This window comes from Luteibacter sp. UNC138MFCol5.1, assembly GCF_900110505.1.
Lineage (GTDB): Bacteria > Pseudomonadota > Gammaproteobacteria > Xanthomonadales > Rhodanobacteraceae > Luteibacter.
The window spans coordinates 666,305-680,302 of sequence record NZ_FODZ01000001.1 but is presented as its reverse complement, the minus strand read 5'-3'; the positions used below and the strand labels follow the sequence as shown (position 1 = coordinate 680,302).

Genomic DNA, 13,998 nt, shown 5'->3' with positions numbered 1-13,998 from the left:
ATGAAAGTCACCCGGATCACCACGTACCGCGTTCCTCCCCGCTGGATGTTCCTCAAGATGGAGACCGACGAGGGCATCGTCGGCTGGGGCGAGCCGGTGGTCGAAGGCCGGGCGCGCACCGTCGAGGCCGCCGTCCAGGAACTGTCCGAGTTTGTGATCGGCAAGGACCCGGCGCGCATCAACGACATCTGGCAGACGATGTACCGCGGCGGTTTCTATCGCGGCGGCGCGGTCTTCATGAGCGCGATGGCCGGCATCGACCAGGCGCTGTGGGACATCAAGGGCAAGGCGCTCGGCGCGCCCGTCTACGAGCTGCTCGGCGGCCGCGTGCGCGACCGCATGAAGACGTACTGCTGGGTGGGCGGCGACCGGCCCGCCGACGTCATCGCGCAGATCCGCGAACGCCTCGCGCACGGCTTCGACACGTTCAAGATGAACGGCTGCGAGGAGATGGGCATCATCGGATCGAGCAAGGCCGTGGACGCGGCGGTGGCCCGTGTCGCGGAGATCCGCGAAGCTTTCGGCAACACCATCGAGTTCGGCCTGGACTTCCATGGCCGCGTGTCAGCGCCCATGGCCAAGGTGCTGGTCAAGGAACTGGAGCCCTTCCGCCCGCTCTTCATCGAAGAACCGGTGCTCGCGGAACAGGCCGAGTACTACCCACGCATCGCCGCGCAGACGTCGATTCCGATCGCCGCCGGCGAGCGCATGTATTCGCGCTTCGAGTTCAAGCACGTGCTCGAGCGTGGCGGCATCTCCATCATCCAGCCCGACCTCTCGCACGCCGGCGGCATCACCGAATGCGTGAAGCTCGCCGCCATGGCCGAAGCCTACGACGTGGCCTTCGCGCCGCATTGCCCGCTCGGCCCCATCGCGCTCGCGTCGTGCCTCCACGTCGACTTCGTCGCCTGGAACGCCACGCTGCAGGAGCAGAGCATCGGGATCCACTACAACCGCGGCGGCGAAGTGCTCGACTACGTCGTGAACAAGGACGCCCTGAAGCTCGACGAGGGCGGCTACGCGCACCCGTTCACGGCACCCGGCCTCGGTATCGAGGTCGACGAGGCATTGGTGATCGAACGCAACCGCGACGTCGCCGACTGGCGCAATCCGCTGTGGCGGCACCCGGATGGGTCGGTCGCGGAGTGGTGAACCGCTCGTCCAAGCGGAATCGCCGATGCGATCGGCTCCCACCCCTCCGGTAGCCAGGTTGCGAAAGAACCACCTACCGGAGGGTGGGAGCCGATCGTATCGGCGATCCGCGCTAGCGAATGAGCCGGGTCTCGCCCAGGCCCAGCCCGTCCAGCCGATACTCACCGATCGATTCACGGATCAGCCGCAACGTCGGCAATCCCACCGCCGCCGTCATGCGGCGCACCTGCCGGTTGCGCCCCTCCCGAAGCACGATGCGCAGCCACGCATCCGGCACCGTCTTGCGGAAACGCACGGGCGGATCGCGGGGCCATAGCCAGTCGGGTTCGTCGATGGCCTCGACACCCGCGGGGAGCGTCGGCCCGTCGTTGAGGGTGACGCCGCGACGGAGGCGTTCGAGTGCTTCCTCCGTCGGCGTCCCCTCGACCTGCACCACGTAGGTCTTCGGTTGCTTGTGCTTCGGGTCCGCCAGGCGGTGCTGCAGCTTGCCGTCGTCGGTCAGCAGCAGAAGGCCTTCGCTGTCGTGGTCCAGCCGTCCGGCGGCGTACACACCCTTCTGCGTCACGAAGTCGGCCAGCGTGCGCCGGCCGCCTTCGTCGGTGAACTGGCAGAGCACCCCGAAGGGCTTGTTCAACGCGAGCAGCACTTATTTCGCGGAAGCAGGCTTCACGAAGCGCAGGGTCATGCGGTCGGACTCGCCGATCGCCTGGTACTTCGCCTTGTCCGTCTCGCCCAGTTCGAGCACGGGCGGGAGCGTCCACACGCCCTTCGGATGATCGTGGTTGTCCTTCGGATTGGCGTTGACCTCGCTCTGGCCGTCCAGCCGGAAGCCGGCGTCGGTCGCGAGCTTGATCACGTAGTCGGTCGGCAGGTAACCCGAGTTCACCACGTCGTCGACCTTCTTGCCCTTGTCGGCGCGATGGTCTTCGACACCGAGGACGCCGCCGGGCTTGAGCACCGCGAAGAACGCCTTGAACATCGCCTCGGCCGTGCCGTCCGCGGCCCAGTTGTGCACGTTGCGGAAGGTCAGCACCATGTCCGCCGAGCCGGGCTTGCCGAGGTCCGGCGCCTTGTGATCGAACTCGCGGATCTCGGCCAGCTTGTACTGGGCCGGCTTGTCCGCGAACTTGTTCTTCATCGCCGTCACGCCCTTCGAGCCCTTCTCGATGGCGGCGACGTAATGGCCGTTGGGGTTGAGGTACGGCGCGAGGATCTCGGTGTACCAGCCGCCCGACGGATAGATCTCGATCACCGTCATGTCCGGACGGACGCCGAAGAACTTCAGGGTCTCCGCCGGATGGCGGTACTTGTCGCGCGCCACGAACGCGGGCGTGCGCCAGGTGCCGGCGACGGCCTTGTCGATCAGGGCGGCGCTGGCGGTGCCCGCGCTGGCCGGGGCCGTGGGCGCGGCGGGCTGGTCGGCCTGGAAGGCCTGCGCGCCGACAGACACGGCGAGACCGATCACACTGGCGATGACGAACTTCTTCATGGCGCGTACCGATGCGTTGGGATGGTGGGCGGGAAGGCTAGCATGCCCCCGCGATGGTAGGAGCGGACCTGGCCGCGACGGCTACGTGCCGGGCGCAACAGGGACTGAGCGTGTCGCGAAAAGCTGTCGCGGCCAGGTCCGCTCCCACGAAAGAGAGTATTCGCGGTTCGTGCGTGCATTCCCACGGAATCGCGACGCGGGATCGTGGATGATGCGCGTTCCCCCGAAGGACTCCCCATGCGGCCCCATCTTCGTCCCCTCGCCAGCGGCATCCTGCTCGCGCTCTGCACGGCCGCGGCTGCGCAGGAGGCTCGTCTCGCTCCCGTCGTGGTCACGGCGACCCGCAGCGAGCAGTCGCCTTACGACATCCCGGCCGCCATCGATGTCGCGGCGACGCCGCCCGATGGCTCGCTCGATGTGAACCTCTCGGAACGCGTCCAGGCGATCCCCGGCATCGTGGCGCGCGACCGGCAGAACTACGCGCAGGACGCCCAGGTGTCGATCCGCGGGTTCGGCGCGCGCTCGACCTTCGGCATCAGGGGCGTGCGGCTCTACACGGACGGCATCCCTGCCACGATGCCCGACGGCCAGGGGCAGGTGTCGCATTTCAATCTCGATTCCGCCGATCGCGTCGAAGTGCTGCGCGGCCCGTTCTCGGCGCTCTACGGCAACGCGTCGGGCGGCGTGGTGCAGCTGTTCACCGCCGACGGCACGCAGCCGCCGGAGCTGCGCTTCGGCGTCGCGGGCGGGAGCAACGGGAACTTCCGTTCGTCGGTCGATGCGCGGGGCGTCGAAGGCCCCGTCGACTACAACGTCGACGTCACCCACTTCCGCACCAGCGGCTATCGCGACCACAGCGCCGCGCGACGCGAATCGGGCAATGCGAAGATCGGCTGGAAGATCGACGAGGACGCGAAGCTCACCCTCGTCCTCAACGCCCTCGACGTGCCGGACGCGCAGGATCCGCTGGGCCTGACGCGCGCGCAGTACAAGGCCGCCCCCCGCCAGGTGGCCGCCGTGGCGAACACGTTCGACACGCGCAAGTCGGTGGACCAGCAACAGGCCGGTCTCATCTACGACCAGCGCCTCGACGACGCGAACAGCCTTCGCGTGATGGGCTATTACGGCAGGCGCAGCGTGTTGCAGTACCTGTCGATCCCGGTGGCGACGCAGTCATCGCAGCCGGGCAATTCGGGCGGCGTGGTGGACCTGGGCAACGAATATGGCAGCGGCGACGCGCGCTGGACGTGGCGCGACACGCTCGCCGGCCGGCCGTTCGAGATCGCCGCCGGCCTGGCCTACGACAACCAGACGCAGCATCGGCAGGGTTACGAGAATTTCGTGGGCCGCTCGCTCGGCGTGCGTGGCGCGAAGCGGCGCGACGAGATCGACCGCGTGTTCGACTTCGACCAGTACGCCCAGGTCACCTGGCGGGTCGCCGACGACTGGACGCTGATGGGCGGCGCGCGCCACAGCGAGGTCCGCTTCCGTTCGACGGACCGCTACGTCGCCGCCGGCAACCCGGACGACAGCGGCAGCGTGACGTACTCGGCGACCACGCCGGTGTTCGGCGTGCTCTGGCGCGCGGCGCCCTGGCTGCACGCCTACGCGAACTGGGGACGCGGCTTCGAAACGCCAACGTTCTCGGAACTCGGCTACCGCGCGGATCGTGGCGCGGGCCTGGCGTTCGACCTGAAACCCTCGCATTCGCGGAACGAGGAGATCGGCATCAAGCTGCGGCCCACCGACCGCGTCCAGGCGGGCCTCGCGGTCTATCGCGCGGACAGCGACGACGAACTCGCCGTCGCGACCAACCTGGGCGGCCGCACGACCTACCAGAACATCGCCAGCTCGCGCCGGCAGGGCGTGGAGTTCTCGTTCGATGGCGAGCTCGTGCGCGACCTCCACCTGGTCGCGGCCTATACGCGGATCCAGGCCAGCTTCCGCTCGCCGTTCCTCACCTGCGTGTCGGCCGGCTGCGCCGCGCCCGACACGCCGGTCGCCGCCGGTACGCGCATTCCCGGCGTGCCGCGCTCGACCGGCTACGCCGCGCTGAAGTACGGCGCCGATCGCGGCTGGCATGCCGGCGTCGACATGAGCGCGATGGGTTCGACGTCCGTCAACGATCTCGGCACGGAGTCGGCGCCAGGCTACGCGCTCTTCGGCGTGTCGGGTGGCTACGTCTTCGACGACGGACCCTGGCGCGTGAACACGTTCGCGCGCGTGGACAACGTCGCTGACCGGCATGTCGTCGGTTCCGTGATCGTCAACGACGGCAACGGGCGTTACTACGAGCCGGCGCCGGGACGGACGCTGCTGGTGGGCGTGGACGTGCGCTGGCGGTAACAACCGCCCTGCCCGCCTGCCGTAGGAGCGCGCCCTGCGCGCGACAGCGTTTCGCGAGGAGCTACAGGCGCTCTGGCTCAAGGCCTTAAAACATGTCGCGCGCAGGGCGCGCTCCTACGGCATCGGGCGGCAAGCGTCACCCCGAGATCGCGAGGCGTTCGGAGCGGTACATCGTCGCCGTGGCCCAGATGGCCAGGATCGCCGCGGTGAAGCCACCGGCCATGCACAGGCCGATCTCCCACGCCGTCATGCCGTCGCCGCGCAGGAGCTGCACGATGCCGAGGTTCTGTCCGAGCAGCGGCACCGCGTACATCCAGGGCTCGGCGCGGATGGCGACGACCGACAGCAGCAGGCTCGGCAGCACGGGGATGATCATCAGCACCGAGAGGTAGGTCTGCGCTTCGCGGTAGCTCCTGGCGAACGCGGAGACCAGCGACTGCAACGCGGCGAGCAGCAGGATCATGGGAAGCATGAGCAACACGACCTGCGAGCCGAAGCGCCAGCCCAGATCCAGCGCGATGCCGATCTTCTCCGTCGGGATGAACCAGGGCGCGGTCGCGAAGGCCGCGACGCTGAGCAACAGGCTGACCAGGGCGAACGTGCAGATCGCGCCGAGCTTCCCGGCCAGGATCTGCCAGCGCGGTACCGGATTGACGAACAGCGGCTCGAGCGACTGCCGTTCGCGTTCGCCGGCGGTGAGGTCGATCGCGAGATACATGCCGCCCAGGAACACGGTGAGCACGAAGAAGTACGGCAGGAAGGAGAACATGAGCGCGGAACGCGACTGCGACGTCGCCTGGTCGCGGTCCGCGACCTGCACGGGCCACGCCGTGTTCGGCGACATGCCGCGTGCGATCAGCCGCATCGCGCCTTCGCGCCGGCCGTAGCTCTCGACGAGGCCGCGCACGCGCATGATCGGCGCCGACGCGTCGCGCCGCGACGAATCGTAGATGAGCTCCACCTGCACGGGCTGTCCCTTCGCCCAGGCTTCGGGATAACGCGGCGAGATCCGGACCACGACGTCGGTGCGCTGCTCGCGTACCGCGTTCTCGGGGTCGGGTATCGCCGGGCCGGCATCGATGCTCGCGCTCCTGAGCGCGGCGACGAGGTTTGGCGCGAGTTCGGCGCCGATGACCGGCACGGTCAGTGGCCGGTCCGTCTTCGCCAGTTCGCGGGTGACCATCACGTTCATCAGCATGATGAACATCACGGGGCCGAGCAGCGGACCGGTGACGAGCGCGCTGATCAACGTGCGGCGGTCGCGCAGGTTCTCCCGCACTTCCTTCCAGTAGACCGTGGAGAAAGCCGTCATGCCGCGAGCCCCTCGTCCGTGCCGATGATCTTCACGAAGGCGTCCTCGAGCGTCGCCTCGCCCGTCTGTTCGAGCAGCATCGCCGGCGCCTCGTCGGCGACCACGCGCCCGTGCGCGATCACGACGATGCGATCGCAGAGCGCCGCGACCTCCTGCATGATGTGGCTGGAGAAGAGCACGCAGCGCCCCTCGTCCTTCAGTTGCCGCATGAAGCGGCGCATCGCGCGCGTCGCCATGACGTCCAGCCCGTTGGTCGGCTCGTCCAGCAGCACGTTGCGCGGATCGTGGACGAGCGCGCGTGCGATGGCGGTCTTCACGCGCTGCCCCTGCGAGAAGCCCTCCGTCCGGCGCGTCGCGATGTCGCGCATCTCCAGCGCGTCGATCAGCGCCTCGCGACGGTCGCGCAGCAGGGCCGGCGGCAGCCCGTGGAGCCGGCCGAAGTAATCGATGTTCTCGGAAGCCGTCAGGCGCTTGTACAGGCCGCGCGCGTCGGGAAGGACACCCAGCTGGCGGCGCACGGCATCCGCATCCACCGCCGCGTCCACGCCGTCGACGAGCACCTGGCCGGCGTCCGGCTTCATCAGCGTGTAGAGCATGCGCAGCGTCGTGGTCTTGCCTGCGCCGTTGGGACCGAGCAGGCCGGTGATCTCTCCGTCGCGGGCGACGAAACTCACGCCGTTGACCGCGCGCACCTCGCCGAACGACTTGTGCAGATCCCTCACCTCGATCATGGCGTGGCTCCGTTGAATCCGACGAATACGGGCAAGGGCCTCAGGCGGTCCAGACAGCTCACGTCCAGCCCCTTCGCGTCGGCCTTGTCGATGAATCGCTCGAGCACGCGCGGCATGCAGCCTCGCGCCACGACGTTGTGGCCCTGCCCTTTCAGCACGAGGTGGCGGCCGTTCGGCAGTCCCTTCACCACGTCGTCCCCGTAGCGGGGCGGGGTCACCGGATCGAACTCGCCGGACATCAGCAGGGCCGGCACGTCGCTCTTCAGCGGCGCGTGGAAGTTCGCCGGGCGCTCGCCGTGCGGCCATACCGAGCAGGCCGCGCGGAAGGCCTCGATGAGCGTGTCGCCAAGAATCGTGTCCTTGTCCTGCGGCCGCGGCTGGAGAAGGTCGGCGTCCTCCGTGCAGATGACCGAGTACTGCATGCCGCCGTCCATCGTGTCGCCGAGATCGCCGGTGAGCAGCTTCGCCTGCCCGAGCAGCGGACCGACGTCGCCGTGCGCCGCCGCGTCGATCGACAACGGGAGCAGCGCGGCGGTTTCCGGCGAATAGGCGAACATGCGCACCACCGTCGCGAGCGAGAACTCGCTGAGCACGCGCTGCACCGAGGAATAGTCCTGCGGATCGCGGAACGTCACCTTGTGGGGGTTCGCGCGCAGCGCGTCGCGTAGCTGGTAGAGCGTCTGGTAAGGATCGTTGAAGCGCTTGCGGCAGGCTTCGTCGGCGTGGCAACGCGCGAACTGCGCCTTCAGCGCCGCGTCGAGGTTCACCGCGAAATCCTCGCCCAGCACCAGGCCGTTCGGCGCGATGCCGTCGAGGACCAGCGTGCGCAGCCCGTCCGGATGACGCATCGCGTATTGCTGCGCCACGCGCGTCCCGTACGAGACCCCGAGCAGATCCAGCTTCGGCGAGCCCAGCGCGCGGCGCACATCTTCCAGGTCGGCGACGGCGTCGGTCGTCGTGTAGAAACGGACATCGGCGTCCTTCGACAGCTGACCGAGGCAGGCCCGCGTTTCCTTCCGCACCGCTTCCGCGTCGAAGCCATGCGCCTCGTCCCCCCCGGCCGGCGCGCCCGGCCCGGCGTCCCGGCAGCTGAGCGGGTGCGAGCCACCGGTGCCGCGCTGGTCGAGCAGCAGCACGTTGCGATGCTGCAGCAGGGGCGCCATCGCGGCGGCGATCGCGGGATAGCTTTCCGCGGCCGACTGCCCGGGGCCGCCCGCGATGAATGCCACGATGTCGCTCGCCGGCACCTGCGCGCTGCTGCGCACGAGCGCGAGCTGCAAGGCGATGTGGCGTCCCTTCGGGTTCGCACGGTCCTCGGGCACGTCGAACGGTGCGCACCACGCGGCGGTCGACAGCCCCGAATGCGCCTGCGGCAACTCGCACGGCTTCAGCTCGACCGACCCGACGCGCCACACGCGCGGTGGCGCGGGGCGCGTGACGGCGGGCGGGGACGGGCTCGCGGACGGCTCGCCATGCGCTTTCGTCCACTGGCGTCCCGAGAGGACGGCCGCCAGGATGGCGACGACGATGGCGATCCGTGGTGGTCGCTTCATGGCGGTCATTCCCCGGGAGTGAAGATCGATTCGATGGGAAGGCCGAACAGCCGCGCGATGCGGAACGCCAGCGGCAGGCTCGGATCGTACTTGCCCGTCTCGATCGCGTTGACGGTCTGACGCGAGACGTCGAGGTGCTCGGCGAGGTCCGCCTGCGACCAGCCGAGCTCGCCGCGGAGTTCGCGAACGCGGTTGATCATTGGTCGCGGTAGTGCCGCAGGACGGCGCACTTCGCCACGCCGAAGCAGAACAGCAGCGTCGGCAGTACCCAGATGGCGACGGTCTCGGCCGCCGGTGACGGAAGCACTCCCGCGCTGAGCAGCATGCCGTAGGTGAAGAAGCCGAAGGTGCCGACGCTCCCGCCGATGGCGATGGATACGAGATCGACCCGTCGTTCGAACTCGTCCTGGTCACGAATGACGCGCACCATCGCCCGGATGAGGAAGCCGACGGGAACGACCGGAAGCAGCGTCACCACGGCGCGCGGCAGTGTGCCGTCGAGGGTCTTCAGCCACATCGTCGAAGCGAGGATCAGCACCGTGTAACCCAGCATCGCCGGGACGAACTCCCGCATGTACCGCTTGTGCACCGCTCGCATCGTCCCGCCCCCTTGGTGTCAGGCATGTCAAGCACGCTTGACATCATCCTGCGCGCTCTCGCGGGGCGTGTCAAGCAGCCTTGACACGGCCTTGTGCACTTTCGGCATCGCTAGGCCGATCCGGCAGCGTGGCCGGAATTTCACATGCGCCGACCGCCCGCGCACCGATTCTTGCAGCCGAAGGAACCACGTCTCGCAACGCCGGTGTTCCGGCGTGCGCCACCTTCGGAGATCGCCATGCGCCACCTCGTTCGTCCCCTCGTCTTCGCCGCGCTCGGCTCGGCCGCCGTGGCCACGCCACAGCTGCGGGCCGCCACCGCCACGACCACGTTCAACGTGCGGATCACGATCACGGCGGCGTGCGACATCAGCACGACCGCACCGACCGACGTGAACTTCGGCACCCAGCCCTCCACGGCGACGAACGTCGACAACCAGGGCGCGCTCAACGTGAACTGCACTCCCAGCGCGCCGTACACGATCGCGCTCGACAACGGACAGAACGGGACGAGCGCGACGACGCGCGCGATGACCAACGGCACCGCGCTCGTGCCCTACCAGCTCTACCGCAATCCGTCGCGCGGCGCGGCCGACATCTGGGGCAGCACGACGGGGACGGGCGGCAACGTGTTCGCCGGTAGCGGTACGGGTACCGTGCAGAACATTCCCGTCTACGGACGCGTGCCGAGCACGAACTTCCCGGCCGGCGCGTATACCGACGTCATCACCGCCACCATCACGTACTGACGGTGCGTCGATGCTCGCCCCCCGTTGCGAGAGCCATCGCGGTGGCCCTCGCGATGGCCACCGCCGCGGGGTCGCCGCCCCCCACCCGTGCGAGCGGTCTCCAGGTGTCGCCGATCGGCATGCGCTTCGCCGCCGTCACCCGCGCCGACGCGCTGTGGCTGACGAACACGGGCAACGACGCGATCCACGCGCAGGTTCGCGTGTTCCGCTGGACGCAGGCGGACGGCAAGGATTACCTGGAAGCGTCGCGCGATCTGGTCGTCAGCCCGCCGATGGTGACGATCGCGCCCGGCGACCGCCAGATGGTGCGTGTCATCCGTCAGATCGACCCGCCGGGCGACGGGAACGAAGGGGCCTATCGCGTGCTGGTCGACGAATTGCCGGTCGACGGAAAGGACACGGAGGGACTGAAGTTCGTGCTGCGGTATTCGGTGCCGGTGTTCCTCGCGCCACGCGGCGATCCGACCGTCAAGGCGACGCTGCAGGCGAGCTGGGATGCCACGCCCGGCGGTTCGGTACTGCGCGTGCGCAACACCGGCACCGGCCACGCGCAGATCGCGGACGTGGTCCGGCAGGATGCGAAGGGGGACCGGATGTCGCTGCTGCCGGGTCTTGTCGGCTACGCGCTGCCAGGCGCCACGATGGAGTGGCGCGTGCCAGGTGCGACGCCACCGGGCGGCGGTGCCCTGCGCGCGAGGATCAACGGTGAGACGGCGGAGTCGACCCTGGTCGTGGACCCGGGCCGCCGCTAGCGTGCTGGCGTTCGAAGCGGGCGCCGCGCACGCCACGACGACCGAGGCACTCGCCGTGCCGCCGCCCCCGACGGTGGATCCGCGCGTGCGCACGGTCGGCGAGGACCTGTACCTGGAGGTCGTGCTCAACGGAAGCGCCACGGGCAGGCTCGTCCATTTCGTCCGCCGCGACGGCACGCTCTGCGCGACGCCGGCGGACCTGCGCGGCCTGGGCTTCGCCAGCGGCGCCGACGAGCGCGAGCAGTGCCTCGCGTCGATCCCGGACCTCCGTTACAGCTACGACGTGGCACGGCAGCAGGTGACGATCGACGTGCCGCCCGAGAGGCTGTCGCTGCCCACCACCGTGCTGAACCGCCCGGAGCGCAGCGCCATGAAGGCGGTCAGCGGCACCGGCCTGCTGCTCAACTACGACGTGTACGCCGCGCACGGCGACGGCCTCGGCAACGTGAGCGGCTATGCCGAACTGCGCGGCTTCAGCGACGGCCTCGGCGTGCTCAGCAACACGTCGCTGACCCGTCGCTATCAAACGCGCGAGGACGGATGGCGTGGCGGTACCGTGCGCCTGGACACGCAGTGGCGCCTCGCGTTCCCCGACCGCGCGCAGGCGTTGACGGTCGGCGACACGTTCACCGGCTACCTTTCCTGGACACGCGCGACGCGCATCGGCGGCATCGCGTACGGCAGCGATTTCGCCCTGCAGCCCTACACGGTCACGACACCGCTGCCGCAGTTCTTCGGACAGGCGACGGCGCCGTCTGCCGTGGAGCTGTACGTCGACGGCGTGCGGCAATACAGCGGCCGGGTGCCTGCGGGCCCCTTCCAGCTCACCGCCGTGCCCGGGGTCGACCAGGCGGGCCAGGCGCAGGTCGTCCTCACCGACGCGCTCGGGCGCAGCAGCACGGTGACCTTTCCGTTCTATTCGGCGCGCCAGCTGCTGCGGGCGGGGCTGAACGACTGGTCGGTGGAACTCGGCAAGGTTCGCCAGGGCTACGGCATCGACTCGTTCGATTACGCCAGCGCGCCCGTCGTCAGCGGCACATGGCGCCGTGGCGTCGACGACCGCCTGACACTCGAATCGCACGTCGAGGCCGGCGACGGGCGCGGCACCGCCGGCGCCGGCGCGATCTGGAATCCCGGCGGCGCGCACCTGGTCAATGGGTCGTACGCCGTCTCGCGCGGTGGCGGCGCGCAGTACGGACTGGGCTACGCCTGGAACGGCCGCTACGTGAACGCGTCGTTCGACACCGTGCGCGGCGACGCACGCTATCGCGACGTGGCGGCCGGATACGGATCGCCGCCACCACGAGTGAGCGATCGCGCGTTGATCGGTTTCAACGTCCGCGACACGAGCTTCGGCGCCAACCTCGTGCGCCTGCGTTACGCCGGCCAGGAGGCGTCGCGTTACGCGGGCCTCTTCCTGCTGCGCACGCTCGGCGGCGGCATCTCGTTCAACGCGAGTTACAACCAGAACCTCGACGACGCGGCGGACCGCAGCATCTTCGTCGGCGTCACCGTGGCACTCGACCAGCGCACGACGTGGAGCACGTCCGTGCAGCGCGACCGCGGGCACACGGCGGGGATCGTCGACGCCAGCCGCCCCATCGACGGCGACGGCGGCTTCGGCTGGCACGTGCAGGGCCGCGGCGGCGCCGACGGTGGCGGGCTCGGCGAAGTGGGCTGGCTGGGCAATCGCGGGCAGCTCACGATCGGCGCGAGCGCGATGGGTGCGTCGACCTACGGCTACGCGGACGCGAACGGCGCGGTCGTGCTGATGGGTGGGCATGCGTTCGCCGCCCGCCGGATCGACGACGCGTTCGCGCTGGTCACCACGGAAGGCGCCGCGGACATTCCCGTGCTGCTGGAGAACCGCCGCACCGGCGTCACGGATGCGCGTGGCCTGTTGCTCGTGTCGCGCCTCAACGCCTATCAGGACAATCGCCTCGGCATCGACCCGCTGGACCTGCCCGCCGACGACCGCGTCTCGCGCGTGGAAACCATCGTCGCGCCCGCCGATCGCTCGGGCGTCGTCGTGCGCTTCCCGATCCGGCGCGTGCGCGCCGCGTCGGTCATTCTCGTCGACGGTCGCGGGCAGCCGCTCCCCGTCGGCGCGCGTGTCGTCACACCAGCCGGCGAGGAGGCGTTCGTCGGCTACGACGGCCTCGTCTACCTCGACGACCTGCCGGGAGACACATCGCTCGAGGCCGAGTTGCCCGACCACACGCGTTGCCGGGCGCAGCTGACGTATCCGAAGGGCGCGCGAGGCCTGCCCGAGATCGGCCCACTCACCTGTCGGAGCGAGCCATGAAGTGGCTCGCGATCGTGCTGATCTGCGTCGCCTCCCTGTTCGTGGCGGGGCGTGCGCAGGCGGTCACCACGTGCAGCGTCACGAGCATCACCACGCTCGCCTTCCCGGCCGTCCAGCCGACAGGCTCCGCCGTCGACACGGTGGCGACGATCAACTATAGCTGCACGTATACCGGCGGGTTGCTCGGCGGCCTTTACGGCGTGTACCTCACCGGATGTCTCGGCATGGCACCGGACGACCAGGGTGCCGTGTCGCCGAGAACGATGATCAACGCCAGCAACGACCGCATGCGCTACGACATCTACAAGGACTCGCAGCGAACCAGCGTGCTCGGCCCCGTCGGCAACGCGACCTATGCACCGCTGCCCTTCCAGTTGCAGTTCACCATCCTGTCGAATCCGCAGACGCAGACCGGATCGGCGACGGTGTACGGGCGGATCCCGACGCCACAGCCGTCGCTCTCACCCGGCAATTACAGCGCCACGCTCGCGGGCGGCGCCACGGCCAACGGTATCGCGTGGCGGTACAACGAGGCGCTGCTCAGCCTCGGCACGTTTCCCGCCGGGTGTCAGACCGGCGGCGGCGGCGGTGGCACGGCCGCGGGGCCATCGTCGACCGTGACGTCCTCCGTGGCGAAGGCGTGCACCATCACGACCGCCACGGCACTCGACTTCGGCAACGTGCCCGGCTTCCTTCGCACGCCATCCGATCAGACGTCGTTGCTGAGGATGACCTGCACGAACCGCTCACCGTTCCAGGTCGGGCTCGACAACGGCCAGAACGCCTCGGGATCGACGCGACGCATGGCCTCCGGATCGGGCTTCGTCGCCTACGAGCTGTACCGCGACAGCCAACGCACGCAGCGCTGGGGCAACACGATCAACAGTGACACCGCGACAGGTACCGGCTCGGGGTCGGAGCAGACCCTCACCGTCTACGGCCGCGTCCCCGTGCAGCCGGCCGCCGCGGCGGGCGGATACAGCGATACGGTCACCGTCACGGTGACGTACTGA

At 69.3% G+C, this 13,998-nt stretch carries 13 protein-coding genes; 6 read left to right on the top strand and 7 right to left on the bottom strand.

Annotated features, from left to right (window positions below; translation table 11 throughout):
* Positions 1 to 1,152, top strand: coding sequence for a galactonate dehydratase (dgoD, locus tag BMY69_RS02910; RefSeq protein ID WP_090056044.1), 1,152 nt, complete (start codon positions 1 to 3; stop codon positions 1,150 to 1,152).
* A gap of 112 nt (positions 1,153 to 1,264) precedes the next feature.
* On the opposite strand, the gene BMY69_RS02905 is transcribed toward dgoD, so the two are convergent.
* A complete protein-coding gene (locus tag BMY69_RS02905) occupies positions 1,265 to 1,798 on the bottom strand; it encodes a pseudouridine synthase (RefSeq protein WP_090175274.1) in 534 nt (177 codons plus the stop codon).
* Complete coding sequence (locus BMY69_RS02900; protein ID WP_090175273.1) at positions 1,799 to 2,641, bottom strand: class I SAM-dependent methyltransferase; 843 nt, start codon at positions 2,639 to 2,641, stop codon at positions 1,799 to 1,801.
* Positions 2,642 to 2,878: 237 nt separating this feature from the next.
* On the opposite strand from BMY69_RS02900, the gene BMY69_RS02895 reads away from it, so the two are divergent.
* Entirely contained in the window at positions 2,879 to 4,987 is a 2,109-nt protein-coding gene (locus BMY69_RS02895; RefSeq protein WP_090175272.1) for a TonB-dependent receptor family protein, read from the top strand.
* A gap of 136 nt (positions 4,988 to 5,123) precedes the next feature.
* On the opposite strand, the gene BMY69_RS02890 is transcribed toward BMY69_RS02895, so the two are convergent.
* Genes BMY69_RS02890 through BMY69_RS02870 form a run of 5 tightly spaced genes read right to left on the bottom strand, consistent with a single transcriptional unit; the run spans position 5,124 to position 9,157 of the window.
* On the bottom strand, positions 5,124 to 6,299 hold the full coding sequence (locus BMY69_RS02890; protein WP_090056034.1) for an ABC transporter permease: 1,176 nt from the start codon (positions 6,297 to 6,299) through the stop codon (positions 5,124 to 5,126).
* Positions 6,296 to 7,030 carry an ABC transporter ATP-binding protein gene (locus BMY69_RS02885; protein WP_090175271.1) on the bottom strand — a complete coding sequence of 245 codons (735 nt, stop codon included), beginning with the start codon at positions 7,028 to 7,030 and terminating at the stop codon, positions 6,296 to 6,298. Before BMY69_RS02885 ends, BMY69_RS02890 begins: the two co-directional genes overlap by 4 nt.
* Positions 7,027 to 8,583: an alpha/beta fold hydrolase gene (locus BMY69_RS02880; protein ID WP_090175594.1), complete on the bottom strand. Its 1,557-nt coding sequence runs from the start codon at positions 8,581 to 8,583 to the stop codon at positions 7,027 to 7,029. The genes BMY69_RS02885 and BMY69_RS02880 overlap by 4 nt, the downstream gene beginning before the upstream one ends.
* Before the next feature lie 5 nt (positions 8,584 to 8,588).
* Positions 8,589 to 8,783, bottom strand: a complete 195-nt coding sequence (locus BMY69_RS02875) for a helix-turn-helix transcriptional regulator (RefSeq protein WP_090056024.1) — start codon at positions 8,781 to 8,783, stop codon at positions 8,589 to 8,591.
* Positions 8,780 to 9,157 (bottom strand): hypothetical protein, encoded by a 378-nt coding sequence (locus tag BMY69_RS02870; protein WP_255364440.1) that lies wholly within the window; start codon positions 9,155 to 9,157, stop codon positions 8,780 to 8,782. Before BMY69_RS02870 ends, BMY69_RS02875 begins: the two co-directional genes overlap by 4 nt.
* Positions 9,158 to 9,418: 261 nt before the next feature.
* Here BMY69_RS02870 and BMY69_RS02865 point away from each other — a divergent pair, with 261 nt between their 5' ends.
* From BMY69_RS02865 to BMY69_RS02850, 4 genes are read left to right on the top strand one after another with little or no spacing between them, the layout of a single operon-like run.
* The gene (locus BMY69_RS02865) at positions 9,419 to 9,928 is read left to right on the top strand and encodes a Csu type fimbrial protein (RefSeq protein ID WP_090056021.1); all 510 of its coding nucleotides are present in this window, start codon (positions 9,419 to 9,421) and stop codon (positions 9,926 to 9,928) included.
* 53 nt (positions 9,929 to 9,981) lie between these two features.
* Positions 9,982 to 10,680 (top strand): fimbrial biogenesis chaperone, encoded by a 699-nt coding sequence (locus BMY69_RS02860; protein ID WP_143070372.1) that lies wholly within the window; start codon positions 9,982 to 9,984, stop codon positions 10,678 to 10,680.
* A 1-nt stretch (position 10,681) separates the two neighbouring features.
* The gene (locus BMY69_RS02855; protein WP_177191055.1) at positions 10,682 to 12,985 is read left to right on the top strand and encodes a fimbria/pilus outer membrane usher protein; all 2,304 of its coding nucleotides are present in this window, start codon (positions 10,682 to 10,684) and stop codon (positions 12,983 to 12,985) included.
* On the top strand, positions 12,982 to 13,998 hold the full coding sequence (locus tag BMY69_RS02850) for a Csu type fimbrial protein (RefSeq protein ID WP_090175267.1): 1,017 nt from the start codon (positions 12,982 to 12,984) through the stop codon (positions 13,996 to 13,998). Before BMY69_RS02855 ends, BMY69_RS02850 begins: the two co-directional genes overlap by 4 nt.